Origin of the sequence: Roseivirga sp. E12 (assembly GCF_017592825.1) — a bacterium.
Classification (GTDB): domain Bacteria; phylum Bacteroidota; class Bacteroidia; order Cytophagales; family Cyclobacteriaceae; genus Roseivirga.
In genome coordinates this window covers 186,116-212,493 of the sequence record NZ_JAGFMD010000005.1, presented here as the reverse complement: position 1 = coordinate 212,493, position 26,378 = coordinate 186,116, and the positions used below count along the sequence as shown (strand labels likewise).

Genomic DNA, 26,378 nt, shown 5'->3' with positions numbered 1-26,378 from the left:
ATCTCTATTTTCTTATTTTCTCTATGATATTGGTGGTAGAGTACCCGTTGACCAAGTCAATGGTTTCTACAGATCCACCATTTGCAATTACGCTGTCCGCACCTACAATGTTTTCAACTTTGTAGTCACTCCCCTTCACCAGTACATTTGGCAAAAGATAATCGATTAACTCTTTTGGAGTCTCTTCTCCAAAGACAGTGACACCATCAATAAAAGACATTGCCGCCAGCATTCTGGCACGGGCCTCTTCGTTGTTTACCGGCCTGTTTTTTCCTTTGAGTAATCTTACAGAATCGTCAGAATTAAGACCAATGATCAAGCGGTCACCACAAGAACGTGCCTTTTCCAGATAGTCGATATGCCCGAGGTGAAGAATGTCGAAACATCCATTCGAAAAAACGACTTTCAGGCCATTGGATTGCCAATCTTGAACTCTGTCTTTGAGCTCTTCTTGACTAACTATCTTGGTTGCGGTCTGCTTCAATTTTTTGATTCTTATTTCTAAAGTTAAGAATCAACAAGCTTATAAAGCCAATTAATATGATGGCCACTACTTGCGATCCTTGTGAGATTATTGCAAAAACATAGCCATCCTCGTAGACTATGCCAAATACAACAAGAATACTGGCTACAAAAGCCTGGTATGCCCCAATACCGTTGTTTACGGGGGTTGCCATGCCCAAACTTCCCATTACTAAAACTGCCACACCTGCCATAAATGACATTTCGTCAGTGGGCCCATAGCCAAATGAAATTACATAAAGCATGAAGAAATAGAGAATCCAAATCCCAAAAGTCGCAAGCCAGAACTTAACGGGGCTCTTTACTTTGGCAATTGTCTTCATGCCTTTCAGAAGGTTTGCCATGAATTCAATGACTTTCGACACGAAACCACTTTGCTTTTGTGGTTGTCTTGCCTTTCGGATTAACCAAAAAATGAATGCTAAGCCTCCAATGGCTAACAGAACTAATATCGGCCAATACTGACTAATGATAGGAGCTTTTGATTCCACGAATTCAATAAAAAAAGATTTGAGTAAATCGAATTGAATCGATAGTAAGAATAAAGTCAGCAACGCGAGCATGAATAAATCTAAAAGGCGGTCTGTAAAAACTGTACCTAATGAGAAGGAAACTGGGATTTTACTTGTCCTTTTGAGCACTGTACAACGAGTTACTTCCCCAAGCCTTGGAATTGCCATGCTGGAAAGGTAACCGACCATCAGCGCTAAATAAGATGTAGAAATGCTCGGGTTATATCCACCGGTGTTCAGCATCAAATTCCAGCGATAAGCACGTAGCAAGTGACTTATTATTGAAAGAAAAACACTGAGAAGTATCCATCCATAATTAAACTTGAGAATAGCATCTGAAGCTTTACTCCAATCGACATCTCCAGACGTTTTGTATAAGACAAATCCAGTCAGTCCAATTGAGACAACAAACTTGAGGATATCTTTTATTGCAATTCGCAAGATTGGGATTAGGCTATTTTGTTGTTGTTATCTGGGAAGGCTATGCTCGGTTTATGAGATTTAGCCTCTTCAAAGTCCATAATAGCGTAAGATACAACAATGATTATATCTCCAACTTGTACTTTTCTTGCCGCTGGCCCATTCAAACAGACAATACCACTGTCTTTCTCTCCTTTGATGACATAGGTTTCAAATCGTTCGCCATTGTTGACATTAACGATCTGAACTTTCTCATTCTCAATAATATTGGCGGCATTCATTAGGGATTCATCCAATGTAATGCTTCCGACATAGTGTAACTCAGCTTGAGTTACCTTGGCGCGATGAATTTTCGACTTAAAGACCTCTATTTGCATTTCTCCTCCTCAAAACGAGCGCAAAACTAAGAAATTAACATCAAGTTATCTATCAATCTAACTTGGCCAATATTCACAGCTATGCACAAGGCAATCTTTTCTTTGTTAAACAGGCTTTCTGTGGGTTTGAAATCATCTGTTGATATGATCTCAAAATATTCAAGTCCTAAACGTTCTGAAGTATCGAATAGTTCTTTAACCTCTTTTTTCACAGCTTGAATATCTGAGCTATTCAAAAGACTCTTTTGACCAATGCCAAGTGCCTTGTAAATCAATCCCGCTTCTTTTCTTTCTTTTTCTGACAGTCGCATATTTCTAGATGACATTGCCAAGCCGTTTGACTCTCGAACAGTTGGCACCATTCTTAATTGAATAGAGTAGTTGAGATGATCTACTAAAGCCTTAACAATAAAGAATTGTTGCAAATCCTTCTGCCCAAAAAAAGCTTGATCAGGTTGGATAATGTTAAAGAGCTTGGATACAACTAATCCCACACCATCAAAATGGCCAGGTCTAAAGCTTCCTTCTAATTGCTCGGCAATTCCATCAAAACCAATTCTTAATTGTGGTTTGGATAGATACATCTCCTTAACATCTGGTAGAAATAAAATGTCGCAGCCTGTTGTCATTAGTTTCTCGGAATCCTCATCAATTGTTTTTGGATAATTTGAGAGATCGTCTGCATTGTTGAACTGCGTAGGGTTCACGAAAATGCTGGTAACAGTCAAATCACAGTTTTCTTTGGAGGCCTCTACTAACTTTAAGTGACCTTGGTGTAAAGCACCCATTGTGGGTACAAACCCGATTGACTGGCCTTTAGACCTTGAGTTTTGGAGTGTATTCCTAACCTCCTTTACAGTCTTACAGATTTTCATAATGACTTTTAACGGTTATTAACGTGGTGCGAGAGACAATACATTGCCTTTTTCTGTAAAATTGAATGATTTTTGACCCAAATTCCGTAATTTTGTGGCTCTTTTTCAAAGAAGAGATTTCATTTAATTTCCATTAAGTATGTCAAAATTAAGAATTCTGTACGTTGCAAGTGAAATTCAGCCGTTTCTACAAACCTCTGAGGTATCAGATTTTGTTAGAAAATTACCTCAAGCCATGCAGGAGAGAGGTATGGAAATCAGAATTTTAGTGCCACGTTTCGGTCTCATTAATGAGAGAAAGAATCGTTTACATGAAGTTGTTAGACTTTCAGGAATCAATATTGCTGTTGGTGAGGAAGAGAAACCTTTAGTGATAAAGGTTGCTTCAATCCCGAATGCAAAGCTTCAGGTCTATTTTATTGATAATGAAGACTATTTCCACAGAAAGACCGTTTTCTACGACAAAGAGGACAATTTCTATGAGGATAATGACGAGAGAGCCATTTTCTTCTGTAAAGGAGTTTTAGAAACTGTAAAGAAATTGGGTTGGGCGCCAGATATCGTTCATTGTAATGACTGGATGACGAGCCTTATTCCTATGTATCTAAAAACGACCTACAAAAACGATCCTATATTCCAGAATACCAGGTCGGTTTTTACCATCTACAACAACGACTTTGCTCACCAGTTCAAAGGTGACTTGTTGGATAAGGTTAAGATGATGGATATTGACGACAGTATGTTGGAGAACTTAAAATCAGCTGATTTTGCTGGTTTTATTAAAACTGGAGCTGAATATGCTGATGCTGTAATTAGAGCAGAAGAAGAAGCCAGCGATAGCTTAATTAACTTGTTTTCAGAAATAGAACAAGGAAGAACCGTAAGTACAATTGAAAAGGACGATAACTTTTTAGACTCCTATTTTAACCTATATAATGAACTTGTTGGCTAAGATTAGAATATATGGGGCTCTTTTAATGGGCCTCATTATATTTAATTCTTGTGAGGAGAAAGGTGATTTTGAATTGGGCTCAGATGTGGCGCCAATCGAATTCGAAGCAGAGAATATATCTTTGAGTACAGGCATTGTCTGGTTAGACTCAATTAACTCTGCAAACTTGGCACGAATTTTTGTTGGGGAGCATTCCGGTTCCGACTTTGGCGATATGACGGCCAAAGGATATTTGGGTCTTGATCTCAATGAGAACAGTCACCCTGTACTCACTGCTGATGATGTTCTGGATTCTGTGAAGCTGAACTTTAGTATCAATTTTTTGTATGATACTTCTGCGACAAACCGCGCACTGAATTTAAGGGCATACAAAATTGGTGAGTCGTTTCCGGCTGATAGATATATAACCACGAGTGAGTTAATTCAAACCAATGAATTGATTGCTTCTGGCGATGTTCAGATTGACACTTTTGATTCTGTTTATAGTATTGATGCCGACCTAAATTGGGCACAGGAAATTTTTGATGGTATAAGAGATGAAAATGCGACATTTGATGCTCAACCTGCATTTAGCCAGTTTTTTCCAGGCTTTGTTTTTCGCCATGAAGGAAGTTCTCAAAACATTTTTGGACTAGGTACTGGTTCTAATTTTGAAGTCATATTTTACTATTCTGCTCCATTGAGTGATGGAAGCGGTAATGTTGCTAACCGAACAATTACTATGAGTGGTGTGGGACAGCCGAGTTTTCATCACTTTACATCAGATCGATCTGCTACAAATTTTGCTTTTGTTCAAGAGACGAGCGTTGAGTATAATCAGATATCTGAGCTAGTGGTACAGTCTGGAATTGGGCTGGTTACCAAGCTTGATCTTTCAGATTTAGAGCGTTTCGCAAATGTAAATGATGGTGCCATTGTAAATTTGGCTGAGATGACTGTCGGTCCGATTGGTGAATTGCCACCTGGTATTTCTCCTCCATCGATATTACTGTTACTAATCACTGATGAACGAAACACCTTGATAAGTGATGGTGGTGCGTTAAGGGCAATTCAAGAGGATGGAGTTAGTGTAATCTCCCAAGCTTTCCCACTTCAGTTGAGATATAACGAGAATGACAGGACTTATACTGCGTCTGTTACTTCCTATGTTCGAGGCTATTTGAATGATGTATTTAGACGTAATGAAGTATTCATATATCCAGCAAATATGAACCTGTCCACGAATGGATTCACCCTTGGATTGGGTGACCTCGAAATCAAGATTTTCTTCTCTCAGTTGAGGTAGCCATTCTTATTATTATTACTTTTCGAAAAAGGCAGATAGAACTATGTGTGGAATTGTTGGCTATATAGGAAAAAGAGAAGCTTATCCCATAATAATCAAGGGTTTACAAAGACTTGAGTATAGAGGATATGATAGTGCCGGAGTTGCATTGTTGAATGGAGAATTGAACGTTTACAAGAAAAAAGGTAAAGTTGCTGATCTTCACAATTTTGCGAAAGAGAAGGATTTGTCCTCTTCAATAGGCATTGGTCACACGCGATGGGCTACACATGGTGAACCGAATGATACCAATGCTCATCCTCATATTTCTATGGGCGGTAAATTGGCAATGATTCACAATGGAATTATCGAAAACTATGCAGCTCTTAAGACTGACTTGGTGTCTAAAGGATATTCGTTTCAAAGCGAGACAGATTCTGAAGTCTTTATCAACTTTGTAGAGGATATTTACCTCAATACGAAGGTTGATTTAGCTGAAGCTGTAAGACTTGCATTAAATAAAGTAGTGGGAGCATACGCCATAGCCATTGTCTCTCTAGAAGATCCAAACTTATTGATAGCTGCGCGAAAGGGTAGTCCTTTGGTCGTTGGTTTGGGTAAAGATGAGTTTTTCTTGGCCTCAGATGCTACTCCAATTATTGAGTACACTAATGAGGTTGTGTATCTGGATGATCAGGAGATCGCAATTATTAAAGACAATAATCTGACAATCAAGAATATTGAGGATGTAGAGATGAAACCTTATGTCCAGACCGTGGATATTGAGCTCGAAGCAATAGAAAAGGGTGGATATGATCACTTTATGATCAAAGAGATATTTGAACAACCCAAGTCAGTTGGAGATTGTCTAAGAGGTCGTCTAAATGCAAAAGAAGGTCATCTTCATCTTGGTGGTATACATGACTACACGAATAAGATTTTGAATGCCGACCGTATTCTAATTCTCGCATGCGGAACATCTTGGCATGCAGGTTTGGTCGCTGAATATATTTTCGAGGAGTTTTGTAGAATTCCGGTTGAGGTAGAATATGCTTCCGAATTCCGTTATCGTAACCCGATTGTTGGAGAAAAAGATATTGTTATAGCTATCTCTCAATCAGGTGAGACGGCAGATACACTTGCTGCAATTGAGTTGGCTAAATCTAAAGGAGCGACTATTCTTGGGGTTTGTAATGTAGTTGGTTCTTCTATTCCTAGAGCTACTCATGCAGGTTCATATACTCATGCCGGTCCAGAAATTGGGGTTGCGAGTACAAAAGCCTTCACCGCTCAAATTTCTGTGCTGACAATGATGGCTTTGATGATTGCTCAAAAGAAGGGTACTTTGTCTGAGAGTAAGTTCAGAAGCCTATTGGTTGAACTGGAGTCTATTCCTGATAAGATTGCGAAATGCTTAGATTTAAATCCTCAGATTGAAATCATATCTGAGAAATTTAAAGATGCCACCAATTTTCTTTATCTGGGACGTGGATATAACTTCCCTGTAGCCCTTGAAGGAGCACTTAAACTAAAGGAAATTTCATACATCCATGCAGAAGGTTATCCCGCTGCTGAAATGAAACATGGACCAATTGCATTAATTGATGAGAATATGCCTGTGGTATTTATTGGCACTAAGGACTCTTCATATGAGAAGATAGTTTCCAATATTCAAGAGGTAAAAGCTAGAAAAGGCGAAGTGATCGCGATTGTAACTGAGGGAGATACCGAAATTACCGAGATAGCGGATCATATCATCGAAGTGCCACATGCCCACGAAGCATTGATGCCACTTGTATCAGTAATACCACTTCAGCTTCTCTCATATCACATTGCGGTGATGAGAGGTTGTAATGTCGATCAACCTCGAAATTTGGCAAAATCGGTTACGGTAGAATAGTTTTCCAAGGGAGTTTAGCTCCCTTTTTTTATGCCAATAGATAGGCCTTTTTTAATAGTGGGCAGATTTTGTATCGCTCTTCCTTAGTGTCCTCATAAAGGGCTTCAAGCAATTCGTAAATGTTTTGAATCCCAATCATTTCACACCATTCAAATGGGCCATAGGGATAATTGGTACCCAGTTTCATGCCTAGATCAACATCCTCTTTGGTAGCAGTTCCTTCTTGTACTGTGTAGAAAGCCTCGTTAATAATCATGGCAATGATTCTTGGAGTGACCATCCCAACTCTGTCATTCACAACCTCAAGGTCTGTTCCTATCGCTTTGCAGATGTTGTTGAGTTCTTGAAGGCTATCTTGATCTAGGAGACTAACTTCTAAGATCTCTCTGTCCACAAATGTCGGGAGCCCATTAAATCCAAAGACGGTGTTTCTCGACTCTTGTTCCTGAAAGTAAGAAAGTTCGGCAAGTGAAATTTTCGGTGAATTGACAAAAATCGTTAGGCCTTCGCTATCTCGATAATGCGAGAACAATTCTGGTTCATCTCCGACAAAAAAGTCAAAAATCAAATCAAAAGAGGGAAACGAAGAATGAAACTGATAGGTGGAGTCGAAAGTCAGATCATTTGTCAATCCAAACTTTTTTTCGAATTCATTGAAATCTCTTTCCGTACCAATAACCAGAATCTTCATAAATGAGTAATTTGACACAAAAGTATTAATAATTAGACCATGTCAAAGATCATTATTACAAGTGCTAACGCACCAGCCCCAATAGGGCCCTACAGCCAGGCAGTTAAAGCAGGCAATACACTCTATGTCTCAGGTCAAATCCCTTTTGATCAGCTAACAGGCGAAATGATAAATGAGAACATCACTGAAGAGACGCATCAAGTGATGAAGAATATTGAAGCAGTTCTGAGCGAAGCCGGAATGACTTTCAGCCAAGTGGTGAAGTGTTCAATTTTCATCAAAGACATGAATCAGTTTGGAACAATCAATGAAGCCTACGGCATGTACTTCAAGGATAACCCTCCTGCTAGAGAGACAGTTGAAGTGGCACGATTGCCGAAGGATGTGAACGTGGAAATTTCCTGTATCGCGGTTGATTGATAAGACGAGAATTGAGGATATGACTTTAATAAGTCTTCCTATATTTGCGCCCTAAATTATAGCATATGAGTGTTCGCGTAAGATTTGCTCCAAGCCCTACCGGGGCGCTGCATATTGGGGGCATTAGAACAGCCCTTTATAACTATCTTTTTGCAAAAAAACATGATGGAGCTTTTATTCTTAGAATAGAAGACACCGATCAAAATCGTTTCGTAAAAGGTGCAGAATCGTACATAGAGCAGGCATTAGACTGGGCAGGCATTACTCCCGATGAAGGCGTCAGTGCTGGTGGAGATTATGGTCCTTATAAGCAATCGGAACGGAAGGAAAGATATAAGAGATTTTCCGATCAATTGATTGCGGATGGAAAGGCCTACTTGGCATTTGATACTCCAGATGAGCTCGATGCCATGCGTGAAAGACTTAAAGAGGCTCGCGTGGCAAACCCTCAGTATAATGCAATCACTCGCATGCAAATGAGAAACTCATTAACACTATCGTCCGATGAGGTTAATGAGCTAATTGCCCAAGGACAGCCTTATGTGGTGCGAATCAAGCTTCCGAGAAATGAGGATGTAAGGTTTAAAGATTTAGTCCGAGGTTGGGTGGTTGTCAATACAGCGACTATGGATGACAAGGTGCTCCTCAAGTCGGACGGAATGCCTACCTATCATTTGGCAAACATTGTTGACGATCACCAAATGGAAATATCTCATGTCATACGTGGAGAGGAATGGCTTCCTTCAGCACCACTGCATGTATTGTTATATGAGTATTTAGGCTGGGAGAAACCAGAGTTTGCACACTTGCCGCTCTTGTTGAAACCTGATGGTAACGGAAAACTTAGCAAAAGAGCCGCTGACAAATTAGGCTTTCCAATTTTTCCCCTTAACTGGACAGACCCAGTAACACAAGAATTATCTAAAGGCTTTATGGAAGAAGGCTACCTGTCTGATGCCTTCATTAACTTTTTGGCCTTATTGGGTTGGAACCCAGGCGGAGAAAAGGAGTTGTTTAGGATGGAAGATCTCATCCAGCTTTTTAGTCTAGAGAAGATTAATAAGGCAGGTGCCAAGTTCGATATAGAAAAGGCCAAGTGGTTTAACGAGCAATATCTTAAATCTAAATCTAGTAAGGTCTTAGCGGAGGAATTCATATCCCTTCTGGATCAACCAGTCGATGAGAAAAAGGCTATCTCCATTGTAGAGTCGTTGAAAGAGCGAGTGACTTTTGTCAAAGATATGATCGAAGCAGGTCGTTTTTTCTTTGAAGCCCCGCAGACATATGACGAAAAGACGGTCAGAAAGAAATGGAATCAATTGGCTGTTGACAAGCTAAATGGATTTTCAGATAGGCTCAAGGATAAAGACCAAATTGAGAAGGAGGAGGCACGTGAACTATTAATGAGTTACCTTGCTGAAGATGAGACTCCCTTGGGCAGAGTAATGCCAGCCTTAAGATTGGCACTTACTGGTCAGGCTGGAGGACCGGACTTAATGGCAATAATAGAAATATTAGGTCCAACCGAGGTTACTAACAGAATCAAAAAGGCTACAGATACAATCGCTTTAAACGATTAACCATGGCAAAGAAAAAACCGCAACAAGAAAAGCCTAAAGTCGCTCCTGAGTTGGATGGACTAGAGGTAAACATAGATTCTTTTGGAGAGATTCAAAACTCTCTATCAATTGACAAAATCAATGACTTTTTAAATAAAAACGTTGATGACAAGAAATTGAGAGATCGTGATGACCTGGATGAAACTCAAAGCAGTGAAGAGGAAGAATAACCTCTAATTGCTTTTGCTTACATAGAGACTTTCTCCGTTCGCTGAATGAACAATGATCGTTTCGCTTCCCACTTTTACCTTAAGTGATGACTTGATGTTGCCACTGGCTCTGTACTTTGAGTCACGAATCAATTCAAATTTTTCTTTTGTCACATCATAAGAAATGGTAAACCCATGGCTCGCATCATACTGCCCTACTGTCACCTCTGTTCCGTAGTCGTTTCCACTAATTAGATATTGACCGTCCAATTCTACAATTGCCTGAATTGGTGCGATTTGAGTAGCCTTCGGTAGTGGAATGTCCTTATACCCTTCTGCAGCGCTTAAAAATGCCATATGACTGAAGGTGTTTGCTTGTAGTACATAAGCTCCATCACGAATTTCTGGAGGAATTACTTCAGCAAATGTCGCCTTTGCAAACTCTTCGTGTTTCACATACCTTTTCTTAAACCGAATAACCTGCTGCTCTAAGGTGCTCTTTGAGTGTAATACATGTTCCTCTCCTCCTATAAAGCAGCTCATTATGGCATCAATCATACCATTATCATCATAGTCTTTTGCAAAAACACTGATGGGTTGATCCTTACTGACATCATACTTTGTATTCTCACCCAAATTACCGGCAATGACATCAAGTTTTCCGTCTTTATTGAGGTCTTCCAAATGCAAACTATTCCACCAGCCGGTATAAGTATCTAGGCCTAGTGATGTGGATGCATTTGTGAACTTACCATCCTCTTGTAGGAAAACAGTGATAGGCATAAACTCACCTGTCAAAATCAGGTCAATGTCATTGTCTCCGTCAAAGTCAGCCCATTCCGAATCGGTAACCATTCCTATTTTTTGGAGCCCCTGAGCAACTTCTTCTGTAATATCGGAAAAGCTACCCCCTTCATTAAGCAAAATATAAGAAGTGCCTGGAAGAGGGTACTTCTTAGGGTCAAGTCTTCCACCGACAAAGAGGTCAACATCTCCATCGTTGTCAAAGTCTGACACTGAAACCGATCCTGAGCTGGTAAGCATTTCCGGTAGGACACCTTGCCCAAGTCTGAATTTACCTCTGCCGTTATTAATATAAAGTCGATCTTGATACTCACGACTTAGGGGTTCAAACTCATTGCTGCCTGAGGTTACGTAAAGGTCAAGGTCACCATCTTTGTCAAAATCTAGGAATACAGCGTCAGTATCCTCAGCATTTGGAGCTCCCCCTAACTCACTTTTTCTGAACTTACCATTTCTAGTTTGTATAAAAATGTATCCAGCATTACCGGACGAACCACCTACAAATAAGTCCTCTAAACCATCTCCATTCACATCTCCCTTAGAAAGAGCAACACCTGATTGTGATAGTCTATGAGGAAGTAATGGCTCATAGTAGAAATCCACATATTCATTCTCAGGGGTTATGTGATCTAGCCCATAGGCGCTTGCAAGGTTTCCTGAGGTTAAAGATGTTAGTGTATTGTGAATGGAAGTATTCTCACTGGAATCTTCAATTTGGAAACTGAGGCTGGTATTCAAAGTCGTCTCTTTGGTTTCTGATTGACCGTTTGGCCAGATGACTGTAACGTTGACGGCCTGATTATTATCACCAAAGCCAAAGTAGATTTCTGAAGTGACATTAGACAGATAGCCTCTCGACTTTGACTGATAGTGGGCCCTTTTGATTTCTCCTTGTTGAACTATCACCTTGGCACCAATTCCTTCCGGGTTTTCTTCGGTACCGTCAAGTTTTACTTTGAGGTAGTAAGGCTTCGCTTCTGACTGATCTAAGGTGTTTTCATATACGTAGGCATAGTCATCAATATTGGATATCACCAAATCTAAATCACCATCTTGATCGAAGTCGCCATAAGCCATCCCATTCGACCAGGTAGGGGCAGAAAGACCCCAGTCAGTCGTCACATCTGTAAATGTAAGGTCGCCATTATATGAGTAGGCATAGTTGGGAAGCTTGAGATCATTTGTTTTCTTGACAATGGCTAATGCCACTTCATCAGGGTCTTGCCCTTTACCTTTTGCAATTTCTAGTTGTTCACTGATATAATTTCTAAAATCCCAATCAGTAACGTTCCTTCTGAAGCCGTTTGTTATGATCAAGTCCTTTTCTCCATTGGCATCATAATCGGCAAACACTGGAGCCCAACTCCAATCGGTTTCATTGATGCCCGCGAACTGGCCAATTTCAGAAAAGCCTTTTTCGCCTTGATTCATCTGAAGCGTATTACGCATGTATTGTGGAGTATAGCCTTCCTTAATTGAGAGATTAAAAAAGTCATAGTGCATGGGGCCAAGAATCTTTTTCTGACGGTAATTATCCTCTGGCATCATGTCAACCTGAACCACATCCGGCATCAGGTCGTTGTTAAAATCCTGAACATCTACCCCCATCCCAAAATGACTCGTGTGCTTTAAGTACACCTTGGATTGATCAGTGAAAGTCCCGTCTTGATTATTGATATAGACTATATCGTCAAAGAGAAAATCATTACTAATATAAAGGTCAGGATACAGGTCATTATTCAAATCGTTTACCGCAATACCGAGTCCGTAGCCTTCCACCAGAATTCCAGCCTCAAGGGTGACATTGGTAAAAGTATTATCACCATTGTTACGATAAAGCCTATCGTTTGAAAGCCCCGTACCATCAATAATTTTCTTGTTGACCAACTTTAAATCTGTACCCTCATTATTGCCGTAGGTCAGGAGGTACATGTCAAGGTCTCCATCCAGGTCATAATCGAAGAATGCTGAATGCGTAGAGTGTCCATTATCGTTTAGGCCGTAGGCTTCCGCTTGCTCTGTAAATGTTAGGTCTCCATTGTTAATAAATAGGAGATTCTCCCGCTTGGTACTGTCCGGATTGGAAACTGCAATATATATGTCGTTAAAGCCATCAGCATTGATATCTACTATTGAAACCCCATTACACCAAGCTTCGGTCGAAACCCCAGCTTCTTTGGTGATATCATCAAACTTCAAATCTCCTTTATTAAGGTAGAGCCTGCTTGAGACAAAGTTTCCTGTAAAGAAGATGTCTTCAAGCCCGTCATTATTGAGGTCGCCAACAGCAACCCCGGCACCATTGTATATCGGGGCAAAACTGAGAAGGTTAATCTCACGATTTTCATGCATCTCATTATTAAAACGGATGCCTGATTCTTTAGGACTCAGTAATTTAAAGAGGCCGTCATTCTGCTCCGGCTCGCTACATGAAGAGAAGAGAATACCTAATGAAAAAAATACAGCTAAGCTCCGTAATGACTTATTCATGATCGCTATGGTTCATTGAATCGTTATCCATAAAAAAATTCAAGCTTGTGAGTGATCGTCTTGCAATTTCGTCATTTGCCTCGACTATTTCTATACTCTGGTTGACCGATATATTTTGAAAAGTCTGTTTCGAATTTGCAGTGGGCCAAATGACCTCGAGTAAATCAATTGATTTTGCCATGCCAAGCCCTATTTCCAGAGCATAACTATTGCCACCAAAGCTTGCTCCATTAGATACCGTTCTGTAGAGGTGTTGACCCTCAGAAGTTACCAGGTGCACTCTGGCACCGACAGCTTTTTTATTCGATTTTGTACCCGTAAGCTGGATGTTGATCCAGTTTTTATCTTCATTAGGGTTAACTAATAGCTGGTTCTGATAGATGTCTCCTTCATGAGCACCCCCCATGGTAATATAAATATCATGATCACCATCGTTGTCCATATCTCCCCAACTTATACCGTGCCCTTTTTGAATATTTGAGAAGCCTCCGGCAAAACTGACCTCCTCGAAAAACTCACCGTCAACGTTGCGAAACATTCTATTAGGAATGATACTTTCGAAATTCGGATCACCTGTTCCGAAATAGAGGTCGAGGTATCCATCATTATCTAAATCGCCATAGTTGAAGCCCATGCCATATATAGATTTCATAAACCCTGTTGCTTCCGTAACGTCAGTGAACGATCCATCACCGTTATTTTTGTAAAGCTTTGGTAGTGCCGCTGTAGGAGAATTACCTTGGAGTTCAAAGGTGACTTCATGTGCTAAAGGGTTGTTGCTGGTGGTGTAGGCAGATACGAACAAATCATCGAAACCATCATTATTGAAATCCATCGAGCCTGTCGAAAAGCTCACAAATGGTTCTGTTAGGTTGAGTGCCTTGGCTTGGTCAATAAATTGGAGGTTGCCTTGATTGATCATCAGTTTATTCTCACCTCCCATTATTGAAATATAGATATCCTCAAGGCCATCATTATCGGCATCCAAAGCCGTGACTCCTTTAATAAGTTGTTTGAACTCCAGTCCAGCATCTTTTGCCATGTTCTTAAATGTGCCATCTCCTTGATTCACATAAAATTCGGAAGCATGGACTTTACCTCTGGCTGCTCGGCCAATTGTATTGGTGGCAGTGGTTTCATTACCAATGAATACATCAAGCCAACCGTCTTGATTGAAGTCTCTCCAAACAGCCGTCTGAGTTGGGTGGAAAGAAAGTAAGCCTGCTTTTTCCGTCACATCAGAAAAAGTGCCATCACCATTGTTTTTGAGGAGAGAGTTTGGGTGTTGTCCCCATTGACCAAACCACCCACCTCTAAGGATAAATAGATCTACAAGCCCATCGTTATTGTAATCGGTCTGCATACAGTTTAGACCACCAAACAATCCAGATACACCTGTTGAAACTGTTTGGTCCGAGAATGTGCCGTCACCATTGTTAAAGAAGATTTTTAATTGATCTTTTTCGGTCGTACCACTAGAAGATGCCACGATGTCAAGGAAGCCATCATTGTTAAGGTCTTCCACTATTGACCCTCCTGAAATGCCCTTAGATGCTATCCCCAGGTTAGGTGCTTTGTCTACAAAGCCTTTCAAGGTACTATTATCATCTTGAAAGGCTTCTGGCGCAATTAGGTATTTGGCGGGTACTCCTGCTGGGTATTCACCTATAGTTTGGTAGCAGATGTTGAGCAACCATACAAGCTCAAGGTCTTCTGGATAATCTTCTAACAATGGCTCAATGATATCAATAGCTGATTGGGAACCCATCTTGAGTTGGTGAACGCCATTATTTGCAATGGGTAAAATACATGACGCGGATGTATGGTTGATTAGGCAGTTTTGCTGTTCTCCCAGTCGGATATAGGATAGGGCTTCAAGTCTCTTAAAAAAATAATTCCACTGCTTGTCAAGCTTTTGACCTGCTCCTGAAACTTCAGCATTAAAACGATCGACTTCTTGAATTGCTTTTTCAGTATTTCCACTATTGAGCACTTCTCGGATATACCAATAACTGAATGAAACGTACTCTTGAAAATTGTTCTTCTTGAACTGGCGCATGGAGTCTAAAACCGAAGCGCGTTTTTCATTGAAGTAGTAGGTGATTTCAGCGGGGCTTACTTCGCTATGCCTTTCGGCCAATAAGGAGACCATATATTGGTTTTGCTCTTGAGCGCTTTTGTTCTCCTCTAAATCACATGATTGCATTAGGAATACTATGGATAATAGTATGACTATTCGCTTTCCCAACATGGTGGCAAATATAGCTAAAAATTCAGCGGTCAATGTCCCTTATACGTCCTAAAATAAGCTTTCAGGCCTTTGCTCGGACATTCAATCTGATTCGTTCATTTCCAGAACTACTCTCCAAATAGTGCCCAGTAGCATTAGAGTAAAGCCAGTGACTAGCATAACCGATCTTATGTTGAAGTCAATCGAAAAGAAAAGTTTGAGTAGGGCAGCTATTATTACTAAAAAGAGTCCAAAGAAGGCAATCCATGTGACTATTTTGACTTTCATAACTGAGAGGAGCTTCTTTTAAACAAGGTCGGAAAAATGGCGGGTACTTCTTTTTTGTATTCAATATAAGCTTGACCAAACTTTTGAATCAACTTTTTTTCTTCTAGGCGAATTCCAATAGGTAGATAGATGACCAGTGCCAAAAGTGTGACAAAGCTCGAGAGCAATGGGTTATAAGTGAAATAGCCTAAAAAGATAAGAATGGTGCCAGAATAAAGAGGGTGCCTCACTTTGCGCTGAAGGCCATCGGTGGCCAAGTGCTGCTCCTTGGGTTCGGGTTTAAACCCTAGGAATACACCAGTGCTGTAAGCTCGAAAAGCTCTCTTGATAATAAAAATACCCATTGTCGCCATCATCAGACCTACATAAAAGTGGGTTGGCGTAGGAACCATCAATAATGGACTCGGAATAATAGCACTAATCAATAATACCAAGCCAATCACTAGTAGTGAAATTAAATTGTAGAGTATGCGATAGGTTCTTGGCTTTAATCCAATTCTTTCCTTGACTTTTGGCAGTAGCAAGAAACTGTGGAGAAAATAAAACACCCCCCAGCCCAAGAATAATATGCTATGATCGAGCCACATGGTCGCAATGATAAGGATATTTTTTATGTTTAGGGCTGCGAGCATTATGAATAGAATTGATCGACTTACCGCCATCCTTATACAGCTTCAATCTAAGAAGGTGGTGAAGGCTCAAGAAATTGCCAATAGGTTTGATATTAGCCTAAGAACGGTTTATCGTGATGTTCGAGCACTTGAAGAGGCTGGTGTTCCATTGGGAGCTGAGGCTGGTACGGGTTACTTCATTATGGATGGTTATCACCTTCCTCCAGTCATGTTTTCACAAGAAGAAGCCAATGCCCTAGTTCTGGGTGCCAAGCTGATTGAGGAGCAAACGGATCACTCCATTAAAAAGCATTTCAATGAGGCCATGTATAAAATTAAGAGTGTCTTGAAAAATGATGAAAAAGAAGGCCTCGAGAGGCTTGAATCACAGATAAGAGTAGAGCGCATTCCGCGTAACCAGAGCGATGATTTTCCGAACAACTTTCTGGCAACCATTCAAAATGCTCTAATCAACCATAAGGTTTTAAGCTTCAAATACTTTTCTAATTACACCGGTGATTTCAATGATAGGCATGTAGAACCGATTGGTCTGACCTATTATGGAGGTAATTGGCATCTTCTGGCCTATTGTCGTCTTAGAAAGGCCGCTAGAGATTTCAGAGTAGATAGGTTGGTGAAATTATCTATGCTTGACGAACAGTTCGAAATAAAGTATGAGGTATTGGATCAATTCACCCAAGACTTGATGCGAGGTACGGAGCTTTCTGAAGTCATTATCAATATTGAAAGAAAGATTGCTGTGCTGATCTCCAATCAGAAGTTTTATCAGGGTTTTGTAAGTGAGGTAGAAAAGGACGGACGAGTTGAAATGAAATTTTTAGTGCCTGGTCTCGAATACTTCTCAAGGTGGTTAGTCTCGTTAGGCGACTCTGTAGAAATATTAGAGCCAGAGAGTTTAAAGGGCATAATGGTCGAGCGTGCACGTGAGTTGGCTGACCATTATAATTCTTAGATTTTTTTAGGGTCCCACAATCCTACTGACATAGGGTTGTCACTAGTGCCTATGTAATTGCTTCCAAAATCAAAATTATGAACATGGTAGCATCACAGAAACTCGATTTAACCAAACACTATCCAGAATACTATAAGGCAAAAGAAAAGCCTCAGTTAGTAAATCTTGAACCGTACAATTACATCACCATTTCAGGCGTATCTGCGCCAGAGGCACCCATCTTTATGGAGTCTCTTGAAAAGCTCTATGCACTGGCTTATTCAATTAAGTTCACATGTAAGGCAAATGACCTTGACTTTGTAGTTCCAAAAATGGAGGGCTTTTGGTGGGTAGACGGCTCCCTTCCATTCGAAGAGACTCCCAGAAGCGATTGGCACTGGAAAATTATGTTCCGAATGCCGGACTTTGTGGGCAGATCGGATTATGAAGTGGGTCTCGAAGGGCTAATTGAAAAGGGCAAGATATCATCAGAACATGGATTAGTATTCGAAGAAATCCACGAGGGACTTTCAGCACAAATACTTCACTTGGGTTCTTACGATAATGAGACTGCCTCGCTCGAAAAGCTTTATGCGTTTATCGAGAAAGAGGGCTTTGAAATTGCTGGGTATCATCACGAAATATATTTGAGTGACCCAAGAAAAGTAGCAGAAGAAAAACTAAGAACAATCCTTCGGTACGCTATTAGATAAGGGGGCAGCAAAACATAACTTCATGACAGATACCAAAGTATACGGCTTTGGTATTTTTATTTTTGGCAGACTCTAATTTTACATAGATTACCGAAAGAGGTTATGAAGCTATTAGTTTGCCCCGATAAGTTTAAAGGTTCTCTGACAGCTACTGAAGTGTGTGCTGCAATAGATCGGGGATTAAAACGCTTGGATTCATCGGTGGAAACCAGACTGCTTCCATTGGCCGATGGCGGAGAAGGAACCCTGAATGTGTTAGAGTCCATTTTACCTACGAAGCGAATCATCCTAAGGGTTAGTGATCCTTTATTTAGGCCTATTGAGGTCTATTATCTTCGTCATGATTCAATGGCATTTATAGAAATGGCTATGGCCTCTGGACTCCAACTTTTGAGCCCTTCAGAAAGGAATCCTCTCAAAACGACCACTTATGGTACCGGAGAAATAATAAGGCATGCCGTAAATCAGGGTGTGGACGAGATATATCTGTTGATTGGTGGTAGTGCCACTAACGATGGAGGTATTGGCATGGCCCATGCCTTGGGTTTCGAGTTTATGACAAAAGCGAATGAGAGTTTTGAAGCGACAGGGGCTGGGCTTGCAAATATCGTTGGTATATCAAATGAAAATTGTGATCCATCCATAAGGGGTGTTCGGTTTACGGTTTTGTCGGATGTCCAAAATCCGCTACTCGGAAAAAGAGGGGCTTCTCAAGTCTATGGAGCTCAAAAGGGGGCTGATGATGAACAGATGATACAGCTTGATCGAGGTATGTCAAATCTGGCTAGCGTGTTGAACAATGGCAATGAACATGCCGCAGGTTCTGGTGCTGCGGGTGGATTGGGTTATGGAGCAATGTCCTTTCTCAATGCAGAGATCCAATCGGGTATTGAAACGGTCCTAGAGATTGTGGACTTTGATAAAATATTAGATGGGGTAGATTTAGTTATCACCGGGGAGGGAAAACTTGACAGCCAGTCCTTGGAAGGCAAAGTGGTTGCAGGCGTGATGAAAGCCAGTAAGATAAAAAATATACCAATCGGTATTATTTGTGGGCTTGCTGAAAGCGAGACTAAAGATTTACTCAAGGAACAGGTTTTTGAGGTGAAGAGCTTGATGAAAAATGATATGAGCTTGGCATATGCTTTAGCACATGCTTCTGAGTTAACAGAGAGAAGCGCGTATGATATGCTCAGCAATTTCAAAACCCACCTGCCTTGAATCTAGTATAAACTGCTATGCCCAAAACATCAATCCTATCACCTTCGGTGAACAGAGATAGCAAAGAGGCGGAATTGACCGGTTTGGTACTCTTGGTACTAATTGTCATTTCGTTAATCGTTTGGGGGCAGAATTATATAAAGAATATCACCAACGAGGCGTTTTCTATTAAGCTTAGTCTTATTTATAATCTGGTCGTTTATGGGAGTTTTGCTTTCTCAACACCCTTCTTGTTGAGGTTCGCACGAAAGTTTCCGTTATCAAAGGATAGACTGCACTACCTATTTCATTTCGGGTTTTCCATTTTGATGGTTGGACTGCATATGGTGTGTTGCAATTTGCTGCTGTTCAGTATTAACCTTTCTTCAGTACCGATACTTGATCGCTTTGTCACCAAGTACCTCACCAATGTTGTTCATATTCATCTGCTGAGTTATTGGGCCATTGTCTTAATTGCTACTTATTACTTTAAAGAGCGAAAAGAAAGGGTTGAGGCACCTGAAAAGCTGTTGAGGAGGTTTGAAATTCGAGAGAATGGAAGGCTGTTTTATATCGACTTTGCCAATGTGTTATGGGTAGAAGCACTTGACCATTATCAAAAAGTCCACACCCCAACGGGTTATCACTTGATAAGCCAGACCATGAAGGGCCTTGAAGTCAAATTGCCGACCGAGGTTTTCGGCCGTGCACATAGATCTTACTTTATAAACAAGGAGCATATCCAAAGTATTTACAAAAAGTCAAGGGGATCGAAAGGCACATTTGTAATGCTTTCAGATGGAACAGAACTGAAGCTTGGAGAATCCTATAAATCCAGTTTCACTTCTCATTGAAGCTTTCGCGAACTTTTTGAGCCTATTCGCGAATCTTTCCTTTGAGAGAAGGGTTGGGAACGCTGTTTTTGCCAAAAAAATGATATGCGTAAAAACCTCTGGTTCCTCTTGACTTACCTCGCCTCGATATGCCTTTTCTCTTGTGCTTCAAATGAATCCCAATATCTGAAACTGGCGCTAGAAACAGAGTCATGGCTTCAGAACCAAACCAACGATTCGAACGTCTGGCCAGATGCGATAGATGATCCTAGTAATATCTCACTATCATTTTCTGATGGAATGTCTGGCGGCTTGACTTTTTATCTAGAACTGTATAATGCTACTGGAGACGAAGCTTATCTGAATCGTGCGGAAGAAATTGGTGAGTATGTCCTGAATAATTTACCTCGCAAGACTGATACGTTGAAAGGAAAGTTTTGGGCTTTTAGCCCATACGGTAATGTGTGTGCCCCTGGTTTTGCTTTGACCGAACTCTACAAAGTGACACATAAGCCTAAGTTTCTAAATGGAGCATTATCAATATTGGATGTGTTGGCCCATTTCGCTGATCACCCGAATGATACCATCTCTTGGGACTTGGGAAATGATGTTTTAGGTGGGCTGGCTGGCACGGGCCTTTTCCTACTGTACGCTGGAGAGGAGCTGGAGAATGCTAAGGCGACCAATATGGCCATTGGAGCAGGAGAAACCTTAATAGCTCGTGCTGAAAATGAAGGAGACGGTCTTTTTTGGAAGCGTGGACAGAATGGACGGTTTATACTCCCAAATTTTTCACACGGAAATGCAGGTATTGCCTATTTCCTGACCCGACTTTATGAGAAAACAGGTGATGAAAAATTCCTCAATGCTGCCCTTAGCGCAGTGGACTATTTAGACAACATCGCTAATACTACAGATGATGTTTATCTAATACCCTACGGCTTTCCGGATAATGACTGGAGGCGACCATACGATATTGGCTGGGCACATGGACCCGCAGGAGTAGGGCGCTTGTTTGTCCTCTTGAACCGTGTCACGAGTGACGTTAAGTGGTTGAAAAAAGCGGAAGCCTGTTATAACGGAATAGTGTCCAGTAATCCCTTGTTAACTCCACAATCAAATTTTGGTAAGGAGCCATTTTCTACCGATCAGCGTTTTGGGCTGGCAGGAGTGGGCTCATTTGCCCAAGAACTGTATAGACTAACAAGTGATCAAAAGTATCTTGATTTCTCACTGCAAATAATTGAGCACATCACTACTAAATCAGTCATGGACGAAGGTCGTCATTGGTCGATACCTCGTTTTGGGTTTATGTCAAATGCCGGTAGCATTACAACATTCAATGGGTACTTCTATGGGAATATAGGTTATGGTCTTTTGTATTTAAACCAACATTTTTTGTTAAAAGGACAAAGACCTTCTGTTCGCTTCGTGGATGATCCATTCTAGTTGCTATTTGATGGCAATGCTTGGCACATAATTTATATTTTTGTTGCATGGAATCTATTAGCATCGGCATTATCAAGGAAGGCAAAGTACCTATTGATCGCAGAGTACCTCTTACACCGGTTCAGGTTAAAGAAATCTTGGCTACATATGAAAATATTGAGATCAAGTGCCAGCGCAGTGAAATTCGTTGTTTTCCCGATTCGGAGTATGCGGAGGCCGGGGCGATAATGATCGATGATGTCTCAGATTGTGGGATAATACTAGGTGTCAAGGAAGTCCCAATCCCGATGCTCTCTGAGGGAAAAACACACTTCTTTTTCTCACACACCATCAAAATGCAAGAGTATAATAGGGGCCTCCTTCAGGAAATCATCAAGAAGAAAATTCGACTCATTGATTGGGAATGCCTTACCAATAAGAATAGTCAGAGACTTATTGCCTTTGGTCGATATGCTGGCATCGTGGGAGCATACAATGGCATTTTGACCTTTGGTAAGCGGTATAATCTTTTTCAACTACGCCCTGCGCATGAATGCTTCGACTTGGACGACATGGAAACGGAGTATTCTAAGGTTGAATTACCAGCCATAAAGATCGCACTGACGGGTGGAGGTAGAGTCTCAAAAGGCGCTATGGAAGTACTGAATGGAATGGGAATAAGAAAAGTGAGCCCTGCTGAATTTGTTGATGAGTATTTTGACGAGCCCGTCTATACTCAGCTTAATACACGAGACTATAACCAGAGAATAGGTGGAGGTGATTTTAATAGGGATGAATTTTACTCAGATCCAAGTCAATATGAGTCCTCTTTCCTCAATTATGCTCGAAAGGCGGATGTATTGATTGCGGGAGCATTTTGGGATCCTAAAGCCCCTGTTCTTTTCACAAAGCACGATGCTCTGCAACCCGACTTTAAATTGAGGGTAGTGGCTGACATTACCTGTGACATTGAAGGTTCAATCCCTTCAACTAAGCAACCGAGTACCATTGACGATCCCATTTATGACTTTAACCCAAGTAACGATCGTGTAGAATCAGCCTTTGCAGATGAGGGAAATATAACTGTAATGGCAGTAGATAATCTTCCTTGCGAGCTTCCACGTAATGCATCGGAAGATTTTGGAAAGGAATTTTTAAAACATATTCTTCCTAATCTAATCGGAGAAGATACTGACGATATTATCAAACGTGCCTCAATCACGGAAGATGGCCAATTGACGGAGAGATACTCCTATTTACAAGACTATGTCAATGGACATTAGCAGATACATAGAACATACAAACCTGAAGCCCAATTTAGAGGATAGGGATATAGATGTATTGGTTAAGGAGGCGATAGATCACAAATTTATCGGTGTCTGTGTTCCTCCTTTCTGGGTTAAACGCGCATCGAGAGAATTGGCTGATCATGATACCCAATTGGTAACGGTGATTGGATTTCCACTGGGTTACCAAATGACTCAAAGTAAACTTCTGGAAATTGAGACTGCCATCGATGATGGTGCTCATGAGTTGGATGTTGTTATGAATGTTTCTGCCTTTAAATCAGGTATGCCTTGGGTGAAAGTTGAGCTTGCTAAATGTGCCAATTTGATACATCAATCGAGCTGTATGATGAAGGTAATTATTGAGACAGCTTATCTTACAAAGAATGAAATTATCGTTGCGACTAAACTTGCCTCCGAGGCCGGGACTGATTTTGTAAAAACTTCTACAGGCTTTGCTTCTAGTGGGGCTCAAGCCGATGACATTGTTTTGATGAGAGCACATGCTCCATCTAATGTAGGTTTAAAAGCCTCGGGAGGTATTAAAGATCTGTATACACTTCAGGCAATGATAGCTGCCGGTGCCGATCGTATTGGGACTTCTTCAGGTGTAAAGATTATGGAGGAGCAGGCCAGCCTTGACTGATCGTTATGCTGATTTAGAATTCAGCTTTTGTATTCCCTTATACTTGTAAATGCGAAGGCCAAAATGATCGAATATGCTCACCTTCATTCTATTTTGTGCAAGCTCAATTCTTTTGGAAGGGTCATGAAAAACAGAGAGCTCAAGCCCAGCTAGGACGAAATTCTTTTTGCTGCAGAGATCATTCACATACTCCTCAAAAGCTTTTGGCCAGTCAGTCATATACATTTCATAATGACTCCGCCCATCAAAAAGAAGTTCGAGTTGATTGTCTCCGATGTTATACCGGTAAATCCCTGCCAATACATCATAGAGCTCATCGAAAAAAGAAAGATGGGTGGGTTTGAAGTTTTCGATGAGATCCGTCCTTTCATCAGGTAATCGTAGTGGGTTGAAAAGTTGAAAGTACCCTTCCTTAACTAGTTCAACCAGCCTAGCCTGAAGCTCCAGCCTCGAGTTTGCCTGTGCCTCTTTTAGGAGATAGTTCTTGTCAAGAAGGAATAAGCGATCTGACACTTTGAAATTTTTCACAAAGCTAAAGATTATTGCTTAATAAACCGAGAAAGGACACTTCAGGTGTAGTATGATAACAAATTATCGTGCAGCCCCTCTGTTTACTATTCTTCCAAAGAATATGGCGTTCATCATTAATTTGTTGGTGCCATACCAGAAAGCCCTGAAGTTTGGATTATCCACCAAAGAGACAATTCGACCATTGCCCATTGCATTAACTCTGATGGTGGAAGTTCCTTTTAAGGCTTCCAGATTTGCATCACTGATCCAGCCACTGCGTAGAGGTTCTTCAGTATATCGTCCGGGGTTAGCAAACATACTCTCAGCCGGCTCTATCATGGTATTACCCCTTCTGAATGTAGGTAGTGATTCTCTGTAATAGCCAAATGTCATAGGGTGCGAAAGGTCTAATGTAGACATGTAAACACCTCCTGGAATATTCTGTGCCCTTGTATAATTCGAAATCTGATCGTAAGCGATTTCCTCAGCACTTGGACGCTTGGCACTGACCGATTTTAGGTTAGTCAGCTTGTTTCTTGCCATCCAGCCCACGGCCGAACCAGTGCCGACTAAAGTACCACCATTTCTAATCCACCTTTTTAGGTTTTCCATGGCAGACTCACTAAGGTTTAGCCCCCCTGAAATAATGATGGTATTGTAACGGTCAATCGCTGCAGAGCCAAGTCTACCTACAGGAAGTTTGGTTGCCAACATGTTCATTCTTGTATCCAAAAGGTGCCAAACCTCACCAATATCGTAAGAACTACCCGCTTCAACGACCAGTGCCACTTCTGGCTTTTCAAGAGTAATAAATGAGTTACTTCCCAAGGATACTCCTCCAGTCAGCCCCGTATTGAGGGCGTGTATATCGAGCCCATCTTCTCTGGCTATGGCCTGCAGTTCTTCGAAGAGGTCGTATGCCGATAGTTTCTGATTGGCAACAGGTATAAGGATAGTTCCTCTGTCAAATTCCTTTTCATCCGCACCTTCAAATTTGCTCGTAGCAACTTTTAATCTTACGCCTTTGGATAAGAGTCGATTAGCTGCCCTTGGGGCATAATATCCATGCCATTCGAAGGCATACGCATAATTACTTTGACCACCAACTACTTGACCTTCTGGAAATGACAAGTTTTCAATTTTATCTCCTAGTTGGTTTCTTCCATAGTCCCTACTTGACATTTCATGATATTCAAGATTGAAAGCCAATGGGTATGTCCAGCCTGAAATATCATAGAAAAGGCTATCCTCAAATGTGGTGCGTTGCTCAAACATGGCCTTAATGATTTTATAATTTCGCTGTTTTAGAGGTACTATGTAGCTATTTCCTGGTAAGTACTCTTCGTCTTCTAATCGTATTCTTCTCGAAGGTCTGTAGAAGTCTATTTCCTGCTGATCTAGGATTTCTGCCAAGTGATAAGCGCGCACAGGGTCCTTTTCTGCCTTAAATATGTAGGCCTTGTGAGCGTCAGAGTCAGCCTCTCTTAGTGCTCTTTTGTAAAAACTCTTTTGATACTCTAATAGCTCGACTCTCATAGAAACAGCCGCTTGCCAAGTTGATAGTGCTGTCGTGAATTGGTTGCGTACGGTAAATGGAAACTTCAGAACACCATTTGCACTTTCTTGCGCATGGCCTCGGGAGCTAGCTTGTTCAAAAAGAATACCTATGCCACCATTTATATCCGGGAAAGTCGAGCCCTTTCCATAGTAGAAATCGTCATATCCTTCTTTTGTATAGTAGAGTGAACCTATGCTATCCAAGGCTTGAGCATGGTATTCACCTACTTTGCCTGTTAGCTCTTGATTAAGTTTTGGCGTAAGTGGGTGTGTTCTAGAGGGCACGCCAGGTTGAAAGAAGAATGTTGAGTTGGTACCCATCTCGTGATGATCGGTCAAGATGTTTGGCTTCCATTCATGATACTTTGCAATTCTGTTTCTTGATTCAGGTTGTTGAAGGGGTAGCCAGTCTCTATTCAAGTCGAACCAGTAATGGTTGGTACGTCCTCCAGGCCAGACCTCGCGATATTCTCTATCATTAGGATCTGGATTTACGTTTTTGCCTTTGTGCATGTTTGCCCATGTCGAAAACCGCGTCAGGCCGTCAGGATTATATGAAGGGTCTAGTAAGACTACCGTATTTCTGAGTGAGTTGTCTATTTCGGCTCCTTGTGCCGCAGCCAGATAGTATGCAACCAGCAAAGAGGCATTAGATCCACTCGGCTCGTTGCCATGTATACTAAAGCCCATATAAACAACACTGGGCATTTTTTTCACGTCAAACTTGTCAGCCTCATTGGGGTAGGTAAGCCAAACATGGTCACTTCTGATCTTATCAATTCCTACGTGATTGCTTGGGTGAGTAATTGTCAAAAGGAGTTGAGGCCTTCCTTCATGAGTTCGGCCAGTTTCTTCTATAGTAATCCTGTCAGAAGCTGCCGCAACGGCTTTCATATAAGAAACCAGCTTGTCATGCGTAATGTGCCACTCACCAACCTGGTGTCCTATGACTGACTCGGGGGTGGGAATGGCAGGATCATATTGAACATTGTCGGGTAGATAGTAGGCCAAGTCTACTTGGGCAAAAGCCATCGATCCGGTGGAAAGGAGAATTACTAAAAGGAGCTTAAAAAAACGTTTGTTCATCATCTAATACGGCTATTGCAAAGAAAGCAATATACAGATTCCA

At 41.1% G+C, this 26,378-nt stretch carries 24 protein-coding genes; 13 read left to right on the top strand and 11 right to left on the bottom strand.

The window, feature by feature from the left end:
- Positions 1 to 4: 4 nt before the first annotated feature.
- From rfaE2 to panC, 4 genes are read right to left on the bottom strand one after another with little or no spacing between them, the layout of a single operon-like run.
- Entirely contained in the window at positions 5 to 484 is a 480-nt protein-coding gene (gene rfaE2, locus J4E76_RS13295; RefSeq protein WP_208504918.1) for a D-glycero-beta-D-manno-heptose 1-phosphate adenylyltransferase, read from the bottom strand.
- A complete protein-coding gene (locus J4E76_RS13290) occupies positions 456 to 1,475 on the bottom strand; it encodes a lysylphosphatidylglycerol synthase transmembrane domain-containing protein (RefSeq protein ID WP_208504917.1) in 1,020 nt (339 codons plus the stop codon). Before J4E76_RS13290 ends, rfaE2 begins: the two co-directional genes overlap by 29 nt.
- Before the next feature lie 8 nt (positions 1,476 to 1,483).
- Positions 1,484 to 1,831, bottom strand: coding sequence for an aspartate 1-decarboxylase (panD, locus tag J4E76_RS13285; protein ID WP_208504916.1), 348 nt, complete (start codon positions 1,829 to 1,831; stop codon positions 1,484 to 1,486).
- A 26-nt stretch (positions 1,832 to 1,857) separates the two neighbouring features.
- On the bottom strand, positions 1,858 to 2,706 hold the full coding sequence (panC, locus tag J4E76_RS13280; RefSeq protein WP_208504915.1) for a pantoate--beta-alanine ligase: 849 nt from the start codon (positions 2,704 to 2,706) through the stop codon (positions 1,858 to 1,860).
- A 139-nt stretch (positions 2,707 to 2,845) separates the two neighbouring features.
- Between panC and J4E76_RS13275 the strand changes: the two genes are divergently transcribed.
- From J4E76_RS13275 to glmS, 3 genes are read left to right on the top strand one after another with little or no spacing between them, the layout of a single operon-like run.
- Complete coding sequence (locus J4E76_RS13275) at positions 2,846 to 3,658, top strand: glycogen/starch synthase (protein ID WP_208504914.1); 813 nt, start codon at positions 2,846 to 2,848, stop codon at positions 3,656 to 3,658.
- Positions 3,651 to 4,943: a DUF4270 family protein gene (locus J4E76_RS13270; RefSeq protein ID WP_208504913.1), complete on the top strand. Its 1,293-nt coding sequence runs from the start codon at positions 3,651 to 3,653 to the stop codon at positions 4,941 to 4,943. Before J4E76_RS13275 ends, J4E76_RS13270 begins: the two co-directional genes overlap by 8 nt.
- Positions 4,944 to 4,986: 43 nt before the next feature.
- The gene (gene glmS / locus J4E76_RS13265) at positions 4,987 to 6,822 is read left to right on the top strand and encodes a glutamine--fructose-6-phosphate transaminase (isomerizing) (protein ID WP_208504912.1); all 1,836 of its coding nucleotides are present in this window, start codon (positions 4,987 to 4,989) and stop codon (positions 6,820 to 6,822) included.
- 28 nt (positions 6,823 to 6,850) lie between these two features.
- On the opposite strand, the gene J4E76_RS13260 is transcribed toward glmS, so the two are convergent.
- Positions 6,851 to 7,513 (bottom strand): 3-hydroxyacyl-CoA dehydrogenase family protein, encoded by a 663-nt coding sequence (locus tag J4E76_RS13260; protein ID WP_208504910.1) that lies wholly within the window; start codon positions 7,511 to 7,513, stop codon positions 6,851 to 6,853.
- Positions 7,514 to 7,552: 39 nt separating this feature from the next.
- On the opposite strand from J4E76_RS13260, the gene J4E76_RS13255 reads away from it, so the two are divergent.
- The 3 genes from J4E76_RS13255 to J4E76_RS13245 all read left to right on the top strand — a co-directional run bounded on the left by J4E76_RS13255 (position 7,553) and on the right by J4E76_RS13245 (position 9,722).
- Complete coding sequence (locus J4E76_RS13255) at positions 7,553 to 7,933, top strand: RidA family protein (protein ID WP_208504908.1); 381 nt, start codon at positions 7,553 to 7,555, stop codon at positions 7,931 to 7,933.
- 65 nt (positions 7,934 to 7,998) lie between these two features.
- Positions 7,999 to 9,513 carry a glutamate--tRNA ligase gene (gltX, locus tag J4E76_RS13250; protein ID WP_208504906.1) on the top strand — a complete coding sequence of 505 codons (1,515 nt, stop codon included), beginning with the start codon at positions 7,999 to 8,001 and terminating at the stop codon, positions 9,511 to 9,513.
- Between the two features lie 2 nt (positions 9,514 to 9,515).
- The gene (locus J4E76_RS13245) at positions 9,516 to 9,722 is read left to right on the top strand and encodes a hypothetical protein (protein WP_208504904.1); all 207 of its coding nucleotides are present in this window, start codon (positions 9,516 to 9,518) and stop codon (positions 9,720 to 9,722) included.
- A 3-nt stretch (positions 9,723 to 9,725) separates the two neighbouring features.
- Here J4E76_RS13245 and J4E76_RS13240 read toward each other — a convergent pair whose 3' ends face one another.
- The 4 genes from J4E76_RS13240 to J4E76_RS13225 form a co-directional block, all read right to left on the bottom strand.
- Complete coding sequence (locus J4E76_RS13240) at positions 9,726 to 12,995, bottom strand: VCBS repeat-containing protein (RefSeq protein ID WP_208504902.1); 3,270 nt, start codon at positions 12,993 to 12,995, stop codon at positions 9,726 to 9,728.
- Positions 12,988 to 15,246 (bottom strand): CRTAC1 family protein, encoded by a 2,259-nt coding sequence (locus J4E76_RS13235; RefSeq protein WP_208504900.1) that lies wholly within the window; start codon positions 15,244 to 15,246, stop codon positions 12,988 to 12,990. The genes J4E76_RS13240 and J4E76_RS13235 overlap by 8 nt, the downstream gene beginning before the upstream one ends.
- An 81-nt stretch (positions 15,247 to 15,327) precedes the next feature.
- On the bottom strand, positions 15,328 to 15,513 hold the full coding sequence (locus tag J4E76_RS13230) for a hypothetical protein (protein ID WP_208504898.1): 186 nt from the start codon (positions 15,511 to 15,513) through the stop codon (positions 15,328 to 15,330).
- On the bottom strand, positions 15,510 to 16,145 hold the full coding sequence (locus J4E76_RS13225) for an isoprenylcysteine carboxylmethyltransferase family protein (protein ID WP_236017458.1): 636 nt from the start codon (positions 16,143 to 16,145) through the stop codon (positions 15,510 to 15,512). Before J4E76_RS13225 ends, J4E76_RS13230 begins: the two co-directional genes overlap by 4 nt.
- Position 16,146: 1 nt before the next feature.
- Between J4E76_RS13225 and J4E76_RS13220 the strand changes: the two genes are divergently transcribed.
- From J4E76_RS13220 to deoC, 7 genes are all read left to right on the top strand, one after another.
- Positions 16,147 to 17,097: a YafY family protein gene (locus tag J4E76_RS13220; RefSeq protein ID WP_236017457.1), complete on the top strand. Its 951-nt coding sequence runs from the start codon at positions 16,147 to 16,149 to the stop codon at positions 17,095 to 17,097.
- Positions 17,098 to 17,174: 77 nt separating this feature from the next.
- Positions 17,175 to 17,789, top strand: coding sequence for a GyrI-like domain-containing protein (locus tag J4E76_RS13215; protein ID WP_208504892.1), 615 nt, complete (start codon positions 17,175 to 17,177; stop codon positions 17,787 to 17,789).
- 102 nt (positions 17,790 to 17,891) lie between these two features.
- Complete coding sequence (locus J4E76_RS13210) at positions 17,892 to 19,010, top strand: glycerate kinase (RefSeq protein WP_208504890.1); 1,119 nt, start codon at positions 17,892 to 17,894, stop codon at positions 19,008 to 19,010.
- A gap of 17 nt (positions 19,011 to 19,027) precedes the next feature.
- Positions 19,028 to 19,843: a LytTR family DNA-binding domain-containing protein gene (locus J4E76_RS13205; protein ID WP_208504889.1), complete on the top strand. Its 816-nt coding sequence runs from the start codon at positions 19,028 to 19,030 to the stop codon at positions 19,841 to 19,843.
- An 84-nt stretch (positions 19,844 to 19,927) separates the two neighbouring features.
- The gene (locus J4E76_RS13200) at positions 19,928 to 21,271 is read left to right on the top strand and encodes a lanthionine synthetase LanC family protein (protein WP_208504887.1); all 1,344 of its coding nucleotides are present in this window, start codon (positions 19,928 to 19,930) and stop codon (positions 21,269 to 21,271) included.
- Positions 21,272 to 21,318: 47 nt separating this feature from the next.
- Positions 21,319 to 22,533, top strand: a complete 1,215-nt coding sequence (locus J4E76_RS13195) for an NAD(P)-dependent oxidoreductase (protein ID WP_208504884.1) — start codon at positions 21,319 to 21,321, stop codon at positions 22,531 to 22,533.
- Positions 22,523 to 23,182, top strand: a complete 660-nt coding sequence (deoC, locus tag J4E76_RS13190; protein WP_208504883.1) for a deoxyribose-phosphate aldolase — start codon at positions 22,523 to 22,525, stop codon at positions 23,180 to 23,182. Before J4E76_RS13195 ends, deoC begins: the two co-directional genes overlap by 11 nt.
- Positions 23,183 to 23,185: 3 nt before the next feature.
- Here deoC and J4E76_RS13185 read toward each other — a convergent pair whose 3' ends face one another.
- A complete protein-coding gene (locus tag J4E76_RS13185; protein WP_208504881.1) occupies positions 23,186 to 23,710 on the bottom strand; it encodes a hypothetical protein in 525 nt (174 codons plus the stop codon).
- 63 nt (positions 23,711 to 23,773) lie between these two features.
- Complete coding sequence (locus J4E76_RS13180) at positions 23,774 to 26,335, bottom strand: M14 family metallopeptidase (protein WP_208504879.1); 2,562 nt, start codon at positions 26,333 to 26,335, stop codon at positions 23,774 to 23,776.
- Positions 26,336 to 26,378: the final 43 nt, after the last annotated feature.

Excerpts from the sequence above, each read along its gene's own strand:
- J4E76_RS13275 (WP_208504914.1), top strand. The coding sequence starts at position 2,846 with ATGTCAAAATTAAGAATTCTGTACGTTGCAAGTGAAATTCAGCCGTTT.
- panC (WP_208504915.1), bottom strand. The coding sequence starts at position 2,706 with ATGAAAATCTGTAAGACTGTAAAGGAGGTTAGGAATACACTCCAAAAC.
- J4E76_RS13260 (WP_208504910.1), bottom strand. The coding sequence starts at position 7,513 with ATGAAGATTCTGGTTATTGGTACGGAAAGAGATTTCAATGAATTCGAA.
- J4E76_RS13225 (WP_236017458.1), bottom strand. The coding sequence starts at position 16,145 with ATGCTCGCAGCCCTAAACATAAAAAATATCCTTATCATTGCGACCATG.
- J4E76_RS13205 (WP_208504889.1), top strand. The coding sequence starts at position 19,028 with ATGCCCAAAACATCAATCCTATCACCTTCGGTGAACAGAGATAGCAAA.
- panD (WP_208504916.1), bottom strand. The coding sequence starts at position 1,831 with ATGCAAATAGAGGTCTTTAAGTCGAAAATTCATCGCGCCAAGGTAACT.
- J4E76_RS13180 (WP_208504879.1), bottom strand. The coding sequence starts at position 26,335 with ATGAACAAACGTTTTTTTAAGCTCCTTTTAGTAATTCTCCTTTCCACC.
- J4E76_RS13245 (WP_208504904.1), top strand. The coding sequence starts at position 9,516 with ATGGCAAAGAAAAAACCGCAACAAGAAAAGCCTAAAGTCGCTCCTGAG.
- J4E76_RS13230 (WP_208504898.1), bottom strand. The coding sequence starts at position 15,513 with ATGAAAGTCAAAATAGTCACATGGATTGCCTTCTTTGGACTCTTTTTA.
- J4E76_RS13215 (WP_208504892.1), top strand. The coding sequence starts at position 17,175 with ATGAACATGGTAGCATCACAGAAACTCGATTTAACCAAACACTATCCA.
- deoC (WP_208504883.1), top strand. The coding sequence starts at position 22,523 with ATGGACATTAGCAGATACATAGAACATACAAACCTGAAGCCCAATTTA.
- J4E76_RS13210 (WP_208504890.1), top strand. The coding sequence starts at position 17,892 with ATGAAGCTATTAGTTTGCCCCGATAAGTTTAAAGGTTCTCTGACAGCT.
- J4E76_RS13255 (WP_208504908.1), top strand. The coding sequence starts at position 7,553 with ATGTCAAAGATCATTATTACAAGTGCTAACGCACCAGCCCCAATAGGG.
- J4E76_RS13195 (WP_208504884.1), top strand. The coding sequence starts at position 21,319 with ATGGAATCTATTAGCATCGGCATTATCAAGGAAGGCAAAGTACCTATT.
- glmS (WP_208504912.1), top strand. The coding sequence starts at position 4,987 with ATGTGTGGAATTGTTGGCTATATAGGAAAAAGAGAAGCTTATCCCATA.
- J4E76_RS13240 (WP_208504902.1), bottom strand. The coding sequence starts at position 12,995 with ATGAATAAGTCATTACGGAGCTTAGCTGTATTTTTTTCATTAGGTATT.
- J4E76_RS13220 (WP_236017457.1), top strand. The coding sequence starts at position 16,147 with ATGAATAGAATTGATCGACTTACCGCCATCCTTATACAGCTTCAATCT.
- gltX (WP_208504906.1), top strand. The coding sequence starts at position 7,999 with ATGAGTGTTCGCGTAAGATTTGCTCCAAGCCCTACCGGGGCGCTGCAT.
- J4E76_RS13235 (WP_208504900.1), bottom strand. The coding sequence starts at position 15,246 with ATGTTGGGAAAGCGAATAGTCATACTATTATCCATAGTATTCCTAATG.
- J4E76_RS13200 (WP_208504887.1), top strand. The coding sequence starts at position 19,928 with ATGCGTAAAAACCTCTGGTTCCTCTTGACTTACCTCGCCTCGATATGC.